At 72.3% G+C, this 16,595-nt stretch carries 11 protein-coding genes, 1 pseudogene and 1 riboswitch; of the genes and pseudogenes, 5 read left to right on the forward strand and 7 right to left on the reverse strand.

Annotation, left to right across the window (positions count from 1 at the left end; translation table 11 throughout):
- Window positions 1–99: 99 nt before the first annotated feature.
- A complete protein-coding gene (locus KBY47_RS07290; RefSeq protein WP_247694327.1) occupies window positions 100–1,995 on the forward strand; it encodes an ABC transporter ATP-binding protein in 1,896 nt (631 codons plus the stop codon).
- Here KBY47_RS07290 and KBY47_RS07295 read toward each other — a convergent pair.
- Window positions 1,992–5,009: a PQQ-dependent sugar dehydrogenase gene (locus KBY47_RS07295; protein ID WP_210920123.1), complete on the reverse strand. Its 3,018-nt coding sequence runs from the start codon at window positions 5,007–5,009 to the stop codon at window positions 1,992–1,994. The two genes, KBY47_RS07290 and KBY47_RS07295, sit on opposite strands and share 4 nt — an antisense overlap.
- Window positions 5,010–5,190: 181 nt before the next feature.
- Complete coding sequence (locus KBY47_RS07300; RefSeq protein WP_210920124.1) at window positions 5,191–6,174, reverse strand: sugar phosphate isomerase/epimerase; 984 nt, start codon at window positions 6,172–6,174, stop codon at window positions 5,191–5,193.
- 331 nt (window positions 6,175–6,505) lie between these two features.
- Between KBY47_RS07300 and KBY47_RS36975 the strand changes: the two are divergent.
- Window positions 6,506–6,589, forward strand: a pseudogene (locus tag KBY47_RS36975) (helix-turn-helix transcriptional regulator); the annotation flags it as partial.
- A 36-nt stretch (window positions 6,590–6,625) separates the two neighbouring features.
- On the opposite strand, the gene KBY47_RS07310 reads toward KBY47_RS36975, so the two are convergent.
- Window positions 6,626–7,405 carry a hypothetical protein gene (locus tag KBY47_RS07310; protein ID WP_210920125.1) on the reverse strand — a complete coding sequence of 260 codons (780 nt, stop codon included), beginning with the start codon at window positions 7,403–7,405 and terminating at the stop codon, window positions 6,626–6,628.
- 194 nt (window positions 7,406–7,599) lie between these two features.
- Here KBY47_RS07310 and KBY47_RS07315 point away from each other — a divergent pair, with 194 nt between their 5' ends.
- Complete coding sequence (locus tag KBY47_RS07315) at window positions 7,600–8,877, forward strand: MFS transporter (protein WP_308405076.1); 1,278 nt, start codon at window positions 7,600–7,602, stop codon at window positions 8,875–8,877.
- Here the strand turns inward: KBY47_RS07315 and KBY47_RS07320 are convergent.
- Window positions 8,829–9,728 carry a bifunctional 5,10-methylenetetrahydrofolate dehydrogenase/5,10-methenyltetrahydrofolate cyclohydrolase gene (locus tag KBY47_RS07320; RefSeq protein WP_210920127.1) on the reverse strand — a complete coding sequence of 300 codons (900 nt, stop codon included), beginning with the start codon at window positions 9,726–9,728 and terminating at the stop codon, window positions 8,829–8,831. The genes KBY47_RS07315 and KBY47_RS07320 overlap by 49 nt on opposite strands.
- A 22-nt stretch (window positions 9,729–9,750) precedes the next feature.
- A riboswitch (ZMP/ZTP riboswitch) is annotated at window positions 9,751–9,836 on the reverse strand.
- A 119-nt stretch (window positions 9,837–9,955) separates the two neighbouring features.
- Complete coding sequence (locus KBY47_RS07325) at window positions 9,956–11,158, reverse strand: globin domain-containing protein (protein WP_210920128.1); 1,203 nt, start codon at window positions 11,156–11,158, stop codon at window positions 9,956–9,958.
- A 295-nt stretch (window positions 11,159–11,453) separates the two neighbouring features.
- On the opposite strand from KBY47_RS07325, the gene KBY47_RS07330 reads away from it, so the two are divergent.
- Together KBY47_RS07330 and KBY47_RS07335 are read left to right on the forward strand one after the other, a co-directional pair.
- On the forward strand, window positions 11,454–13,076 hold the full coding sequence (locus KBY47_RS07330) for a right-handed parallel beta-helix repeat-containing protein (RefSeq protein ID WP_210920129.1): 1,623 nt from the start codon (window positions 11,454–11,456) through the stop codon (window positions 13,074–13,076).
- 32 nt (window positions 13,077–13,108) lie between these two features.
- Complete coding sequence (locus tag KBY47_RS07335; RefSeq protein WP_210920130.1) at window positions 13,109–13,765, forward strand: dienelactone hydrolase family protein; 657 nt, start codon at window positions 13,109–13,111, stop codon at window positions 13,763–13,765.
- Window positions 13,766–13,805: 40 nt separating this feature from the next.
- Here KBY47_RS07335 and KBY47_RS07340 read toward each other — a convergent pair whose 3' ends face one another.
- Window positions 13,806–15,260 (reverse strand): FAD-dependent oxidoreductase, encoded by a 1,455-nt coding sequence (locus tag KBY47_RS07340; protein WP_210920131.1) that lies wholly within the window; start codon window positions 15,258–15,260, stop codon window positions 13,806–13,808.
- Between the two features lie 45 nt (window positions 15,261–15,305).
- On the reverse strand, window positions 15,306–16,556 hold the full coding sequence (locus KBY47_RS07345; protein WP_210920132.1) for a polysaccharide pyruvyl transferase family protein: 1,251 nt from the start codon (window positions 16,554–16,556) through the stop codon (window positions 15,306–15,308).
- Between the last annotated feature and the right edge of the window lie 39 nt (window positions 16,557–16,595).

The following is a 16,595-nucleotide window of genomic DNA, read 5'->3' on the forward strand; positions in this document are numbered from 1 at the left end:
GCCAGGATGGTGTCCGGTAATCGCCAGTCCGCCGTAAATGCCTGGACTGGGATGGTCCCCCGACGGGAAACTTCCGACTTCCGAACCACCGGGAGCGTGATGGGGACAAAAGACACTCAAGGGCCGACGCCGGGCAGGAGCGCCGTCCTGCTGGCGCTGCGGCACTACGGCCGGGAACTACTGCGACTACGACGACTGGCCCTGCCCGCACTGCTGTTACCGGCCGTGGGCAACATCGGCATCCGCTACGTGGCTCCGCTGCTGGTCGCCAAACTGGCCGGGCAGGCCGTCGACGACGGCGGCCTCACCCTCTCGGCGGCGCTGCCCTACGTGCTCGGCTTCGGCGTGACACTGCTGCTCGCCGAGGCCGTGTGGCGGGTCGGGCTGCACTGTCTGAACCGGGTGGACGCCCTCGGGATCGAGCACCTGTACGTGCTCGGCATGGACGAACTCCTCGCCAAGGACGCGGCGTTCTTCCACGACAACTTCGCCGGCTCCCTCACCAAGCGGGTGCTGAGCTTCGGCAGGCGCTTCGAGGACTTCGTCGACACGATGACGTACCGGATCGTCGGCAGCCTCGTGCCGCTGGCGTTCGGTGCCGTGGTGCTGTGGAGCTACGAACCGCTGCTCGTCGTCGGGCTGCTGGTGATGATCGCGCTGACGGTCGTCGCCGCGACCCCGCTCATCCGGCGCCGCCAACGGCTCGTCAACGACCGCGAGGCGGCGATCGCCCGGGTCTCGGGCCATGTCGCCGACAGTCTGACCAACATGGAGACCATCCGGGCGTTCGCGGCCGAGCCTCGGGAGGCCGAGGAACACCGCAGCCGGGTGGCGGAGGCCCGGCGCCTGATGCTGCGGTCATGGGACTACGGCAACCTGCGCGTCGACGTCCTGATCGCCCCCCTGTCCGTGTTCACCAACGTGCTGGGCCTGGTGGTCGCCATCGTCTTCGGCGGCCCGGGCCTGGGAGTGGAGGAGATCCTGGTCGCCTTCACCTACTACTCCAACGCCACCCAGATCATGTTCGAGTTCAACCAGATCTACCGGCGGCTGGAAAGCTCGATGACCGAGGCCGCGCAGTTCACCGAGCTGCTGCTGGACCCGCCCACCGTGCTCGACCCGGCGGACCCCGAACCGCTCGCGCCGCGCGGCACCGGCGTCCGCTTCGAGGCGGTGCGCTTCGCCCACGCCGGAGCGGAGCCGATCTTCCGGGGCCTCGACCTCGATGTGCCCGCGGGGGCGCGGATCGGGCTGGTCGGCAGGTCCGGCGGCGGCAAGACCACACTCACCCGGCTCCTGCTGCGCATGTCGGACATCGACGACGGACGCATCCTGGTCGGCGGCCAGGACATCAGCCGACTGCGCCAGAGCGACCTGCGCTCACTGATCGCCTACGTCCCCCAGGAACCCGCCATGTTCCACCGCAGCCTGCGGGACAACATCGCCTTCGCCCGGCCCGGCGCCACGGACGACGAGGTCCGCGCGGCGGCCGACGCCGCACATGTCACCGAGTTCGCCGACCAACTCCCCGACGGCTTCGCCACCCTGGTGGGGGAGCGGGGCGTGAAACTGTCGGGCGGCCAGCGCCAGCGCGTCACGCTCGCCCGGGCCGTGCTGCGCGACGCCCCGGTCCTGCTGCTCGACGAGGCGACCAGCGCCCTGGACTCGGAGAGCGAACTGCTCGTGCAGGACGCCCTGTGGCGGCTGATGGACGGACGTACGGCTCTGGTCGTCGCCCACCGGCTGAGCACCGTCGCGGGCATGGACCGTCTCGTCGTCCTCGACCGGGGGCGCGTCATCGAGCAGGGCACGCACCACGAGTTGCTCACCGCGGACGGCGCCTACGCCAAGCTGTGGCGGCACCAGTCGGGCGGCTTCCTCGGCGAGAGCACCGACGGTACGGACGGTGGCGTACGGGAGACGGGGCCCGGCGCGTCTCCGCACCGGGCCCCGCCCCGTTCACCGGCACTCATCAGGCCGGACGGACTGCCCTAGCCCTTGAGTGCCCCGGCGTCGCGCACCAGGGCCGCGGACACCGCGGTGTCCCGTACCAGGTGCCGGTCGGAGGCGAGGGCGATGAACCTGTCGAGCGCCTTGTCCGCCAGCCCGTCACGTCCGGCCGCGGCGTGGCGGCGGGCCTGGTCGAGGCGCTCGAGGAGTTCCCCGACGCCCTTGTCGGTGATCAGACCGCGCTGGTGGAAGCGTTCGACCAGCGACCGTACGTCGGTGAAGGACGTCCTCGTGGTGAAGGTGACCTTCGTCGTGGTGCGGTTGCCCGCCGGGTCCTCGGCGCTCACCAGCAGTTCGTGGGTGCCGAGCGGCAGGCGCCACAGCTCCAGCGCACCGGCGGTGACCGGGTCGCCGTCGAGGGTGGCCCGGGCCGGGACCTCGCCGAACACCGCGTCCTCGGCGGTGAGGGAGAGGCCGGGCGTGGCGGAGTCGCCGTACCCTGCGCCGTCGGTGAGCCCCAAGACGGTGATCTCCGGACCGGCCTTGTCGGCGACGCCGGGACCCGTGAAGGTGAAGGCGTCGGCCGTCACGCCACCGCTGGAGGTGACGTAGAGGACGCCGGTGCCCGAGGGCGCTTCCGTGAGGGGTGTGGTGACGGTCTGCCAGCCGTCACCGGCCGGGACACGGACCGTCGCGAACGGGTCGGCGGTGGCGGAGTCCCAGCGGAACTGGAGTTCCCCGGCGCCGGTGGCGACCGTCCGCACGGCGCCGATGCCGGTCAGGTCGACCGGGTCGTAGGCGATCCGGTCTCCCTCGTCGAAGGAGGTGAGCTTGCGCAGGCCGGAGGCGGTCTCGTCGTCGGTGACCTCGACGCCGGTGAGGACGTCGGCGTGCTCGGCCTCCAGCAGGGACGGGTTGAGGACGACCTGGGCCTCGCCGGTGAGAGCCGGTACGTCGCCGGAGCCGCCGCCGTCGGTGTAGGTCACGCCGAGGACGCCGAAGACGTTCTCGGTGGCGCCGTGCCCGGCGTCCTGGGGTGTGACGACCGTGCCCGCGCACCCGGTCCCGCTGTCGACGGGGTGGGCGTGCTCGTTGTGCCCGAGGCCGAAGGTCCAGGCCAGCCGGGTGCAGTCGATACCGTCGGCGCCGACGGCGCCGTCCTCGGGGTCGGTGACCTTCACCTCGTAGGGAACGGTGTCACCCCAGGAGAAGAAGCCGCCGTGCGCCGGGAAGATGACCTCCACCGTCGGCGCGGTGTTGCCGACCGTGATCCGCCGGGAGGCGAGGGCGGTCAGGCCGAGGGGGTCCGTCACCCGCAGGCGGGCCTGGAACTGGCCGTCGTCCGCGTAGGTGTGGGTGGCGGTGCGGCCGGTGGCGTCGTAGGTGCCGTCACCGTCGAAGTCCCAGTCGTACGTCAGCGCCCGGCCCTCGGGGTCGGTGGAGCCCCCGGCGTCGAAGGCCACCTCCAGCGGCCCCTGCCCCGATGTCGTCGAGGCGGTGAACTCGGCGTGCGGTGACTTGTTGCCCTCGGCGTAGTCGACGCGGTAGAGCCCGGCGTCGGGGTTCTCGCGGAAGAAGCCGTCGCCGTAGTCGAGGACGTAGAGGGAGCCGTCGGGGCCGAACTCCATGTCCATGGGGTTGTCCCAGATCGGCTGGCCGTTCGCGGTCAGGGCCGGGTTGGGCAGGAAGTCCTCGATCTTGCCGACCGGACCGTCCGGGCCGTCCGAGGTGAAGGCGGCCACGTAGTCCTGGGAGAACTCGCCGAAGAAATGCTTGCCGTCCCAGTACGCCGGGAACTTGGTGCCCGCCGGATTGTCCTCGTCGTAGTGGTAGACGGGGCCGCCCATCGGGGCCTGGCCGCTCCCGGAGCCGAAGGCGGTCAGCTCGGGCCATGGCTGGTCGGTGTCCCGGTCGCCGTACCAGAGCGTGGCGGGGACGGCGGGCGGCAGCGTGGTGAGGCCGGTGTTCCAGCGGGAGTCGTTGACCGGGGCCGAACAGTCGAACGCGGGCCCGGAGGTGAGGGTCGCGAAGTCGAAGTCCCGGTACGGCTGGGAGTTGTCGCCGGTGCAGTACGGCCAGCCGCTGTTCATCGGCTCGCTGGTGGTCTGCCACTCGACCAGGCCCATCGGGCCGCGGTCCGGGTTGGCGGTACCGGCGTCGGGACCGTAGTCGCCCCACGACACGGCGCCGGTCTCGTCGTCCACGTCGATGCGGAACGGGTTGCGCACGCCCATGACGTAGATCTCCGGGCGGGTCTTCTCCGTCCCCGGCGGGAACAGGTTGCCCTCGGGGACCGTGTAGCCGCCGTCCGCTCCGACCCGGATGCGCAGGATCTTGCCGCGCAGGTCGTTGGTGTTGCCCGCGCCGCGTCGGGTGTCGAGGCCGGGGTTGTAGCCGGGCGCGTCGTTGATGGGCGCGTAGCCGTTGGTGTTCGGGCCGCTGGCGGGGGTGTTGTCCCCGGTGGCGAGGTACAGGTTGCCGTCGGCGTCGAAGTCCACGTCACCGGCGACATGGCAGCACTGGCCCCGGGTGTGCGGCACCCGGATGATCTCCTGCTTGGTCGACAGGTCGAGCCCGTCCCCGGTCCACTTGAAGCGGGCCAGGAGGTCGTAGCCCTCCCAGCGCGCCCAGTACGAGTCGTCCTCACCGGCGGGCAGGGTCTGCGGGGCCGAACCGGCCGGGGTGTTCAGCGGCGGCGCGTAGAAGAGGTAGACCCACTTGTTCTCGTCGAAGTCCGGGTCCAGGGTGACGGTCTGGAGGCCCATCTCCGAGTTGTTGTACACGTCGATGTGGTTGACGACGGTGGTGGTGCCTCGGCCCGGATCGGTGAGCCGCAGGTCGCCGTTGCGGGCGGTGTGCAGGACCCGGTTGTCGGGGAGCACGGCGAGGTCGATGGGCTCGCCGACGCTCTTGGAGAGCGTGACGCGTTCGTAGTTGGCCCAGTCGAGCGCCGGGTCGTCCGCCGCGGCGGCGGAACCGGCCGTGGGCAGGACGAGCCCGGCCAGCGGCAGGGACATCAGGGCGGCTCTCGCCGCCCAGCGTCTGAGGGTGCGGTGCATCGTTCGTACGTCTCCTCTGCTGGGCGCGTGGGGACGCGCGGTCAGGAAGCCTTGAGGTGCGAAGCGGTGCTCACCGGGGTCCGGCCGTCGGCGGTCCGCGGTCGGCGGACGTGCGGGGGCCGGACCCCCGGTGCGGGGAGGGTGCCGGTGCGGTGGTGGGCCCGGGAGGGGTGCCCCGACGTCAGTCGAGGAGCGCGGACAGGGCCTGGAAGCTGCGCTCGGCGGCGCCCAGCGAACCGGGCGGGTTGGGGAGCGTGTTCGGCGCGGTGTCCTGCTCCCAGATGCCGACGTGGGTGCCGCGCGGGCCGATGGAGTGGATGAACCGCTTCCACGGCAGGTCACCGGCGCCGAACTCGACGATGTCGTAGCCGTTGGCGTTGTCCGCGTTGGTGGCGCCGTCCTTCATGTGGAACAGCGGGTAGCGGTGCGGGAACCGGCGGACGTACGCGGCCGGGTCGAAGCCCGGGAAGCGGTACTGGCCCACGTACGCCCAGTAGACGTCCAGTTCGAGGTAGACGTGGCGCGGGTCGGTGTTCTCCAGGAACACGTCGTACAGCCGGACCTCGGGCTGGTCGGTGGCGAAGGCGAACTCGCCCGCGTGGTTGTGCTGGTAGAGCTTCAGCCCGCGCGCGCTCGCGGCGGCACCCCAGTCGTTGAACTCCGCGGCGGCGGCGCGGTAGCCGTCTACGGTGTTCACGTTGCTGGGCGCGTTGGCGGTGCCGATGTGCGGCATCCCGAGGGCTTCGGCGATGTCGAGCTGCCGTTGCAGGTCGGTGCGGAGCGCGTTGATGCCGACGTGGCTGCCGACGGCCTTCAGACCGTTGTCGTCGAGCAGCCGGCGGATCTCCGGGACGGTGATCTGACGGCCCAGGATGGAGGTCGACTGGGTGTAGCCCGCGAACTCCACCTCGGTGAAGCCCATCCGGGACAGCTCCTCGAAGACCACGGCGAACCCGAGGGAACTGACCTTGTCCCGGATGCTGTACAGCTGGATGGAGATGCGGTCCCGGGGAATGGTCAACGCCCCCGCGCCGTGGTTGGGTTCGGCCTCCGCCGCGGCGGCGGGCACGGCTCCCGCCAGGGTGACGGCGCCCACCGCGACGGTGGCACCGGCGGTGGCTCTCAGAAACGACCTGCGGTCGAAATCCCTGTGTGACGGTCTCACGGTCACTCCTCGTTCGTGTGCGGCCAAGCGCGGGCGGAGCTGAACGGAACACAGGTGGGGGGTGGTTGCTCGGGCACGGCGTGCGCGGACGCCCCGTCAATCGGGGCATGTCCGCGCAACGTCGGCGAAACGTCCGGGTCGAGGCGAGACAGTAGGAGGCTTTGGCCTCCGGTGTCCATACGTTGAACCTGAAACGACCCTAACTTTCTCTGAAATCAGCAAAAGAATGCCTGACTCAGGAAAATGTGCGGGCCTACTCGGACGTAGTGGTTGACAGGGGTGCGGTCAGGGCCGACGCTCGTCACCGCCCGCCACCGAGCGGAACCCGGCGATCGGCGCCCGCCTCTTCATCAGCCCACGCACGGTCGACTGGCACCTGCGCAAGACCTTCGGCAAACTCGGCGTCAACTCCCGCAAGCAACTCCAGGCCCATGCGGAGGCCGCCGACCGATCACGACCGGGTCCGATGCCCGAGCGCCTCGCCGTCCCCTCGTCCCTCTGGCCGCATGAGATCCAGGTCGTCGCCCCACGCGTCGAGCACCGCGCCGTGCCCGGCCTCCCGGGCAACCGCCTCGACCAGGCCGAACAGCCGCCGCTGCACGGACACGTCGCCCGTCGCCGCGATACGGTCCACGGCACGGAGCAGCACGTCGGTGTCCCAGCCGGGCAGGGGCTGTCGGCCGAGTTCCCACGCCAGGTACTTGTTGTAGGGGCGGGGCCGACGGTCGAGGGCGAACAGCAACTCGAGCAGGAACCGCACGCTGTCGGCGGCGTCCAGACGAGCGGCGAGGGCCTGGCCGTCCCGGTGGTTCTTGACCGAGCGGTAGAGCGAGTTGGCGTAGGCGTCGAGCCGGCCACCGGCTTCGCGGAACGCCTCCTCGGCCCCCAGACGAGCCTTGTCCGCCAGGATGCGCGCCAAGCCCCCGCCTAGCCGGTCGAGCACGATCCGGGCGCGGGCGAGGGCGTAGCGCTCGGGGCCCGGCATCCCGGCCGCACGGAACTCGGTGAGGGAGACGACGACGAGGTCCAGTTCGGCGGTGCGGTGGCCCGCGAACCGGGTGAGGGGGGTCGTGGCGTCATCGGCGACGACCACGTACAGATCGTGGTCGGAGTGCTCGGTGGTCATGCCGTCGTGGGCGCGGGAGCCCTTGAGGACGAGGCCTACGACAGCGGGGTCGGTGGTGGCGAGTTCGACGAGGGCGTCGTAGGTGAGGGGCTGCTGAGCAGTCATGGTGTGGATCTCCGCTGAGGTTGATGACAGGAATGCCTGCGAGGGCGCCCCCTTCGTCACGGGGCGCCCCGTCCCGTCCGCGGCTGCGCGGGGGCGGCCGCACCGGAGATCAACGCACGGTCGCACCCTATCCGGGCATGCGACGGGACAGGGCCGTTCCGGGGCGGGCGGTCCCGGCCGTAGAGTGCGTCGCCGTGCCTGCCTCAGCCGATCGGTCCTCGCTCTGGTACGACCCGCAGTTCCTCCTTCTCGCCTCGGCTCGGACCATCTCCGTGCTGGGCAACGGCTTCGCTCGGGTGGCGCTGGCCTTCGCCGTGCTGGCCCTGCCGGGGGCGACACCGGGGCGGCTGTCCCTGGTGCTGGCCTGTCAGGCGCTGCCGCAGCTGATGTTCATCCTGGTCGGCGGGGTGATCGCCGACCGCATGTCCCGCGCCCGGCTGATGGTGGTCGCCGACATCGTGGGCGCCGGGGCCTATGCCGGTCTCGCGGCCCTCGTACTGTCCGGCCACGCGCCGTTGATCCTCGTGTGCGCACTGGCGGTTGTCGCCGGTACCGCGACCGCGCTGTTCTCCCCGGCGATGGACGGTCTCGTGCCGTTGGTCGTTCCCGCCGGAAAGCTCCAAGAAGCCAACGGAATGCTCCGCGTGGGCACGAACAGCAGCCTGCTGCTGGGGCTGGCGCTGTCCGGTGTCGTCGTCGCCTGGATCGGGGCGGGCTGGGCGCTGGCCCTGAACGCCGTGTCGTTCGTCGTCAGCGCGGTCCTGACCGCCCGCCTGCGCGTCCCGGGCCGTGCGGCCAGGACGTCCTCCGGCTGGGACGACCTCAGAGAGGGGTGGTCGGCGTTCAGCTCCCGGCAGTGGCTGTGGGTGGTCGTCGCCCAGTACGCGGTCGTCGTCGCGGCACTCAACGCCCATGTCGGCGTACTGGGACCCCTGGTCGCCGAGGAGGAGCTGGGAGGCGCCCGCGCCTGGTCGGTCATCGTGGCCGCCCAGGCCCTCGGCACCATCGCCGGAGCCGGGTTGGCGGCGCGCGTTCGGGTGCGCAGACCCGTACTCGTAGCAGTCCTGGCCACCTTCCCGGCCGCCCTGCCGATCGCCCTGCTCGCCGCGTCGGCACCGGTGTGGCTGGTCGCGGTGACCATGTTCTGCTCGGGCGTCGCCGCCGACGTCTTCGCCGTTCTCTGGTCCACGACGATCCAGCGCGAGATCCCGGAGGAGGCCCTCTCCCGCGTCAGCTCCTACGAATGGTTCGGTTCTCTCGCCTTCGCCCCACTCGGCCTGCTCGCAGCCGGCCCCACGGCCGACGCCATCGGCATCCGGCAGTCCCTGGCCGCATGCGCCACCCTGATCGCCATCGCCACCTGCGCGGCCCTCCTGTCGCCCCAGGTCCGCGGGCTCGCTCCCGCGGCGACCTCGTCGGTGGCTCAGCGTCGGGACGAGGCGCCCACGGTGGGTGAGGACAAGGCCCAGTGACCGGCTCCGAGCTGGTGTGCGGCGGCGTCCACGGTCTGGGCGAGGAGAACGGCGATGGTCATCGGCCCGACACCGCCCGGCACCGGGGTGATCAGACCGGCCCGGGTGACGGCGGTGCCGAAGTCGACGTCGCCGATGTTGCCGGGGTTGTACCCGGCGTCGATCACCACCGCCCCCGGCTTGATGTCCGCACCGCGGATCAGCCGGGGGCGCCCGACGGCCGCCACCACGACGTCCGCTTCCCGGACGATCGACGACAGGTCCGCCGTACGGGAATGGCAGTAGGTCACCGTCGCGTCCTCGGCGAGCAGGAGCATGCCGACCGGCTTGCCGAGGATCGGGCTGCGGCCGACCACGACGGCGTGCCTGCCGGGGAGTTGGACGTCGTACTCCCTCAACAGGCGCATGATCCCGCCCGGGGTGCAGGAGGTGAAGCCCGGCAGGCCGAAGCCCATCGCGGCGAAGGAGCGCATCGTGACCCCGTCCACGTCCTTCTCCGGGGCGATGGCCTCGAACGCCGCTCGTTCGTCGATGCCCGGGCCGCAGGGGTGCTGGAGCAGGATGCCGTGCACGTCCGGGTCGGCGGACAGGTCGGTGAGGGTGTCGACCAGCTCGGTCGTCGTGGTGGTGGCGGGCAGGGCGATGTGCCGGGAGCGGATTCCCGCCTTCGCGCACCTGGACCGCTTCATGCGGACGTAGGTGACCGAAGCGGGGTCCTCGCCCACCAGCACCGTCGCCAGGCAGGGGCTGGTTCCGGTACGGCGTGAGATCACCGCCGCCCTGTCGGCGGCCTGTTCGACGATGCGTCGGGCGAGGCTGGTGCCGTCCATGAGCTGGGCCGTCTGGGACATGGTTGCCTTCCGGGCGTCGCTGATCACTCGCCCAGGCGCACGGCATTGACGTCTCGTCAGACCGCTCCCCGGTGGTGCTCCACCTCAGCGCCAGTCACGGCCCGCCCGCCACTGTAGCGGTCGGCATGCCGCCCTTGGCGGTGTCGACTTCATGGGGGCGGCCGTAAACACAAGAACCGGCTTTCCCGGGCCGGTGAGTGCGGGAAAGCCGGTTCGTCGGGGTGGGGTCAGGACGCGTCCGGGAGCCACAGGTCGGGGCCGAAGACCTCGTAGCGGATGTTGCGGGCGGGGACGCCCTGGGCCAGGAGGGCGGAGCGGGTGGTGCGCATGAAGGGCAGAGGGCCGCAGAGGTAGACGGTGGCGTCGGTGGGGACGGGGACGTCGGACAGGTCCATGAGGCCGGTGCGGGCGTCGGGGGCGGTGGGCTCCGGGTGCTCGTACCAGAACTGGGCGCTGGCTCCGGGCAGACGGTCGACCAGGTCACGGGTCTCGGTGCGCAGCGCGTGCTCCGTTGGGGCGGTGTCGGCGTGGAACACCTGCACCGGGCGGGCGGAGCCGTCGGCGGCGAGGCGGGCGAGCATGCCGACCATCGGGGTGCAGCCGATGCCCGCGGAGGCGAGGACCAGCGGGGTGTCGGCGTCGTCGAGGACGATGTCGCCGCACGGCGTGGAGAGTGCCAGTTCGTCACCGGCGCGGACCGTGTCGTGCAGGAGGTTGGAGACCTCGCCGTCGGGGGCGCCGGCGTCGCCCGTGACGCGCTTGACGGTGATGCGGCGCAGCTCGCCGCCGGGGTCGGAGGACAGGCTGTACTGGCGCAGCTGGTGCACCCCGTCGGGCATCCGGACGCGGACGCTGACGTACTGCCCGGCGCGGGCGGCCGGGGCGGGCTGCCCGTCGGCGGGGCGCAGGACGAGGGAGACCACGTCGGAGGTCTCCTCGCGGCGTTCCACCACGGTCCAGGTCCGCCATATGTCGCCCGCCGCGAGCCCGGCCTCCTGGTAGAGCCGCGCCTCCATGGCGATCAGCGCACCGGCCATCAGCCAGTACACTTCGTCCCAGACCGCCGCCACCTCGGGCGTGACCGCGTCGCCCAGCACCTCGGCAATCGCGCCGAACAGGTACTTGTGCACGATCGTGTACTGGTCGTCGGTGACGCCGACCGCGATGTGCTTGTGCGCGATCCGCTCCAGCAGGGCGTCCGGGCGGGTGTCGGGGTCGGCCAGCAGTGCGGTGGCGAACCCGGCGATGGACCCGGCCAGGGCCCGGCGCTGGGCGCCGCTGGCCTGGTTGCCGCGGTTGAACATGCCGTCCAGCAGTTCCGGCCGGTCACGGAACATGGTGCCGTAGAAACGCTCGGTGATCTGGTCGAGGGCGCCGCCCACGGCGGGCAGGGTGGCCCGGACGACGGCGGCGGACTCTGCGGACAGCATGAAGCCTCCTGAGGGTGGTGCGAGGAGAGGGAGGAAGCGCCGCTCGATCGGAGGCGGCTGCACCTGTATAGCAACGGGGAACGTCTGTTCCGGGCTGCCTGTGGGCCTCCGACGGGCATTCGGGACCAATGGTCCTGCGGATGGGGACCAAGGTCCCGGCCGGGGGTCGGTGACCGGGGGCCGGTGGGCCCTCACCCCGGGGCCCATGGGCCCCGGGGCGCGGCGTGCGGCGTGCGGTTCGGCGGTGGTGCGGCGGGCACTCGGTGGCTGTCGACGCGCGGAAAGGAGCGGTCAGATGTCCTTCCCCCTGACGGCCGACGCCCGTGAACACGGGCTGACCGGGGACGGCAGCACCAACGACCAGCCCGCGCTGGCGAAACTGGTCGACGCGGCGGGCGCCGCCCACGCCGCCGACGGACAGCCGCGCGCCATCCATGTCCCGCCCGGCCGGTACGTCATCCAGGACGAGGCCACCGTGTGGCGCAGCGGCGTCTCACTGATCGGCGCGGGGCGCGGCGTCACCCGCTTCGTCCTCGGCAACCCGGGCAACCCCGCCCAGCCGGTGCCGCTGGCCTGGTTCACCAGCCAGCACCACGGGGCGGACCGCGGCAACCATCTCGCCGACGTCACCTTCGCGCACTTCGAGATCGACGGCTCGGGCGTGTGGACCGAGGCGTACGATCCGCTGGCCAAGGGGCTGGGCCTCCAGTACGTGCTGCGGGGGCGCTTCACCGACCTGCACATCCACGACACCGCCGCGACCGGGTTCGGCTGCGACTTCCTCCAGGACACCGTCGTCGAGGGCGTGCTCGCCGCCCGGTGCGGACGCCAGGACCCCGGCGACCGCATGGGCGGCGCCGGGATCGGGATCGGCATCGGCGGCTGGGGCATGGTCGAACGGCTCACGGTGACCTCGTGCACGGCGATCGGCAACGGCACCAACGGCATCTTCGTCGAACTCCAGCAGGAGGAGTGGCCCCCGCCGCGCGGCATCCGCATCACCGCCTGCCACGCCGAGGACAACCGCTTCGGCATCTCCGACTGGGGCGCCGACGGCCTGCTCGTCACCTCCTCGACCATGCTGTCCAACCACGAGGCCGGTTTCGACGTGTCCTCCCAGGGCACCGCGGGCGTCGGCGGGCGCGGCGGCATCGTCACCGGCTGCGTCATCGACGGCAACGTCCGCGACGGCGTCGGCCTCGGCAACACCCCCGGCCCGTACGCCCTGCGCGGCAACCGCATCAGCGACAACGGGCGCTACGGCTACTGGCAGCACAACCTCGAGGGCGGCGACCAGGAACCCGCCACCGACATCGTGCTGGAGTCCAACGAGTTCCGCGACAACGCCCTCGACGGCATCCGCGTCGACGCCGGGATGCGCAACCCGTCCATCCTGCACAACCGCTTCCGCAACAACGGCCGCCGCCGCGCACCCGCCACCGAGGGCGGCGGCGACGGGGTGCGGCACGGCAGCCTGACCCTCACCGACGAGCACGCCGACTGGCCGCCGGACGGGCACCGCGGCAAGCGGCTGACGCTGGCGGACGGCCGTACCGCCCTGGTCACCTTCAACACCGCGACGCAGTTGGCGCTGGCCCCGTGGCGGCCCGGAGCGGGCACCGCCTGGCCGCCCGACGACGTACCCGCCCCCGGCGCCGCCTACCGGCTGCCCGGAGCCGGCGGACCGTGCGCCGGACTGACCGTGGCCGCCGCCCTGACCGGTGCCCACCTGCGCGGCAACCGGTTCTGGGACGACCAGGGGGACCCCACCCAGACCCACGGTCTGTGGATCGCCCCCGACGGCGGCTGGCACGGCGGCCGGGCCGACGGCAACGACTTCGGCGCCGACCCGGCGGCGGCGACCCGCCTCGACACCCCGCCCGACGACCCCGACCGCTGGCACGACAACGACCCCTGACACGCCGGAACGCAGGCAGGAGGCTGACGGCGATGCTCTCCGAGATGGTGCGGATCCCCGTACCCACCGACGACGTGACCCTGCCGGGCGACCTGGTGCTGCCGGACACCCCCCGCGCCGTGGTGCTGTTCGCGCACGGCAGCGGCAGCTCACGGCACAGCCCCCGCAACCGCATGGTCGCCGCCGAACTGCGCTCGGGCGGTCTCGGCACCCTGCTGATGGACCTGCTCAGCGAGCAGGAGGAACGCCAGGACATGGTGACCGGCCAGCACCGCTTCGACATCCCGCTGCTGGGCCGCCGCCTGGTCGCCGCCGTCGACTGGCTCGGCACCCAGCCGGAGACCCGACGGCTGCCCGTCGCCCTGTTCGGCGCCAGCACCGGCGCCGCGGCGGCCCTGGTCTGCGCGGCCGGGCGGCCGGACGGGGTCCTCGGCGTGGTGTCCCGGGGCGGCCGCCCCGACCTGGCGGGCGACGCGCTGGGCGCCGTACGGGCGCCGGTGCTGCTGATCGTCGGCGGGCACGACCGGGAGGTGCTCCGCCTCAACGAGGAGGCGGCCGCCCGGCTGTCCGGCCCGCACACCCTCAGCGTCGTACCCGGCGCCACCCATCTGTTCGAGGAGCCGGGGGCGCTGGAGCAGGTCGCGGACACCGCCCGCCACTGGTGCGACGAGCGGCTGCGGGCACTCTAGGGCTGCGCCCCCCTGCGCCACGGACGTACGGCCTCAGTGCTCAGTGCCGGGCGACCGCGTCCGCGTCGGCGGCGTCGATGCGCAAGTGGGCTCCCTGACGGCGCAGTTCGTCCTGGACGAGGCCGTGCGCCAGCTCGCGCGGTGCCCTCCCGGCGCGCACCGCCAGCGCCGCGCACACCCCCGCCGCCTGTCCCGTCGCCATCGCGATCGGCATCACGCGGTACGACGAGTGGGCCACGTGCGTACCTGAGATGCAGCGGCCCGCCACCAGCAGCCGGTCGGTGTCCCTGGGCAGCAGACAGCGCAGCGGGATGTCGTACCAGTGCCCGGTCGGCACCCGCTTCAGGACGGTGCCGGAACCCTTCGGGTTGTGGATGTCGACCGGGTAGGCGCCGTGCGCGATCGCGTCCGGGAAGTGCCGGGCGGCGAGGATGTCATGACCGGTGAGCTGGTAGTCGCCGAGGATGCGCCGGGTCTCCCGAACCCCGATCTGGGTGCCGCTCTGCGCGACGTACGCCTCCTCGAAACCGGGGACGTGGGTGCGCAGGAAGCGGTCGATCTGGTCGAGCTGGCGCCGGGCGGTCCACTCGGCGCGGGTCAGGTCCCACACGTCGGTGCCGAGCGCGCGCGTCACCCGGGTGCTGTTGACGGCCACCTCGTGCGGGCGCGGGGTGCCGAAGAAGAGGATGTCCTCGCGCGGCAGCCGCAGCTCGCCCGCCCGGGTCGCCTCCTCCACCAGGTCCCACAGCCCGTGCACGCCCCGCCACTGGTCGGGGTGGTCGCGGACGTAGTCGGCGAACCGCGGCCGCAGGAAGTCCACCACCCGGAACATCAGCGTCATGGGCTGCACCAGCCCGTCCTCCGGCCGCCCCACCTCGTACGACGCCCCGCACGCGGCGGCCACGTCGCCGTCCCCGGTGCCGTCGACGACCACGTCGGCGTCCAGCACCACCGGACCGGACTTGCCCTCCAGGACCACCCGCCAGCCGTCGTCCAGCGGCAGCGCGGCCGAGGCGAAGGAGTGCAGCAGGATGCGGACCCCCGCCTCGTCCAGCAGGTCGAGCAGGGTCAGCTTGAACAGCTCCGGGTCGAACGGCACGGTGTAGCCGGTCTCCAGGGACGGCGGGATGGAGCCGCCCCGCTCGCCCAGCCGGTCCAGAAGCCGCCACAGCACCCCGGCGACCATCGGCTCGCCCTCGCCGTGGTCGGTCGGCAGCAGCCGTGTGGTGTCGCCGCCCTCGGTGAACGCGGCCTGCTTGTGCTCGTTGTGGAACGACATCAGCGGCATCACCAGCGCGACGGTCGCGTTGCCGCCGAAGAAGCCGTACCGCTCGACGAGCACCACGTCGGCGCCCGCGTCGGCCGCCGCCAGCGCCGCGGCACAGCCCGCCGGGCCGCCGCCGATCACCAGGACCTCGGTCCGGCCGCCGTGCAGGGCGCTGCGCGGCGGCAGGGTGACGGTGCGTGGCTCCGGGGGTTTCTCCAGGACGGGCATCGACTCTTCCCTTCCGCCCGAGTCGGGGGGTGGCGGCGCGCGCCGTCAGGCTCCGGCGGGGCGCCCCTGCGCTTCGAGGGCGGGCGCGCCCGCCTCCGCGGCCAGGTCCAGGCCCGCGCGGGTGGGCTCGCGCCGCAGCCCGGGGTCCGGGACGACCTCGTCGAGGAGGGTGCCGACCCGCACACAGGTGACCTGGGCGAGCGAGCGCAACCGCTGGATGCGCGGCTGGAGTTCGGCGCGCCGCCGCGGATACTCGTCCCACAGCCGGTCCACCTCCGCCAGCAGCAGCCCGGCCTGTTCCCGGGCCACGCCGACCAGCGCCGGGGCACCGGTACGGCGCGCGAAGTCGAAGACCTTCCCGGCGTACGGCAGCGGCAGCACCGGCAGCCCGGAGACCGCGGCGAAGATCAGGAAGTGCAGCCGCATCCCCACCGCCAGGTCCAGGTGCCGCATGAAGCCGAGCACCTGCCCGGGACTGTAGGACTGGTTGAGGATGCGCCCCCGGTCCGGCGCCGACATGTGGGACAGCACCGCGTGCGCGTGCCGTACGTCGTGCCGCTCCATCGGCATGAACACCACATGCGCGTCGAGGCGGCCCACCAGGAAGTCGGCGACATCGGCGAGGAGCGCGTGGTAGTCGCCCTCGTCGAGCTTCTCCGCCGCCCGGCCCGGCTCCCGCACCGACATCCCCACCAGCCGGGTGCCGGTGGGCACGCCCTCGTCCTGCATCATCCGCTCGGTGAACGGCTCCGCCTCCAGCAGCAGCGCCGGATCGGCCGTGACGGTGACCTCACGGTCCAGGCCGACCTCCTCCAGCACCAGCCGGGACTCCTCGTCGCGCACCACCACGTCGTCCATCGCGGCGAGGACGGTCCGCACCGCCTCCCGGTCGTCAGGCTCGCGCAGCGGACCGGCGCCCACCGCGTAGGCGAAGGTGGGGATGGAACGGTCCTGTGCGGCCCGCACCAGGCGCAGATAGCGGCGCGCCTCACCGTCGTAGAGCGTGCCCCCGCCGCCCAGCACCAGCAGATCGAGGCCGGACAGCACGTCCAGCACCCCCTTCTGCGGCACTCCCTCCCAGTCCACGACCTCGTCGGCCTCCGGCTGGTGGTCACGGGTGTGGGCGGCGTCGCGGCTGAAGACCACCAGCCGCGCCCGCGGGCGGTGGGCCCGCAGACAGTCGAGCACACAGGTCAGGATGGCCTCGTCGCCGACGTTGAAACCGCCGTACGAACCGAGCACTCCAATGCTCGGCCGGTACGGTTCGGGCAACGGGTGCGATGTCGTGCTGGTCATCGGTGGGCTCCCGTCACGTCGCGGTCGGATGGGCGTGGC

The organism is Streptomyces sp. B93 (genome assembly GCF_018070565.1).
In the GTDB taxonomy this organism is placed as follows: domain Bacteria; phylum Actinomycetota; class Actinomycetes; order Streptomycetales; family Streptomycetaceae; genus Streptomyces.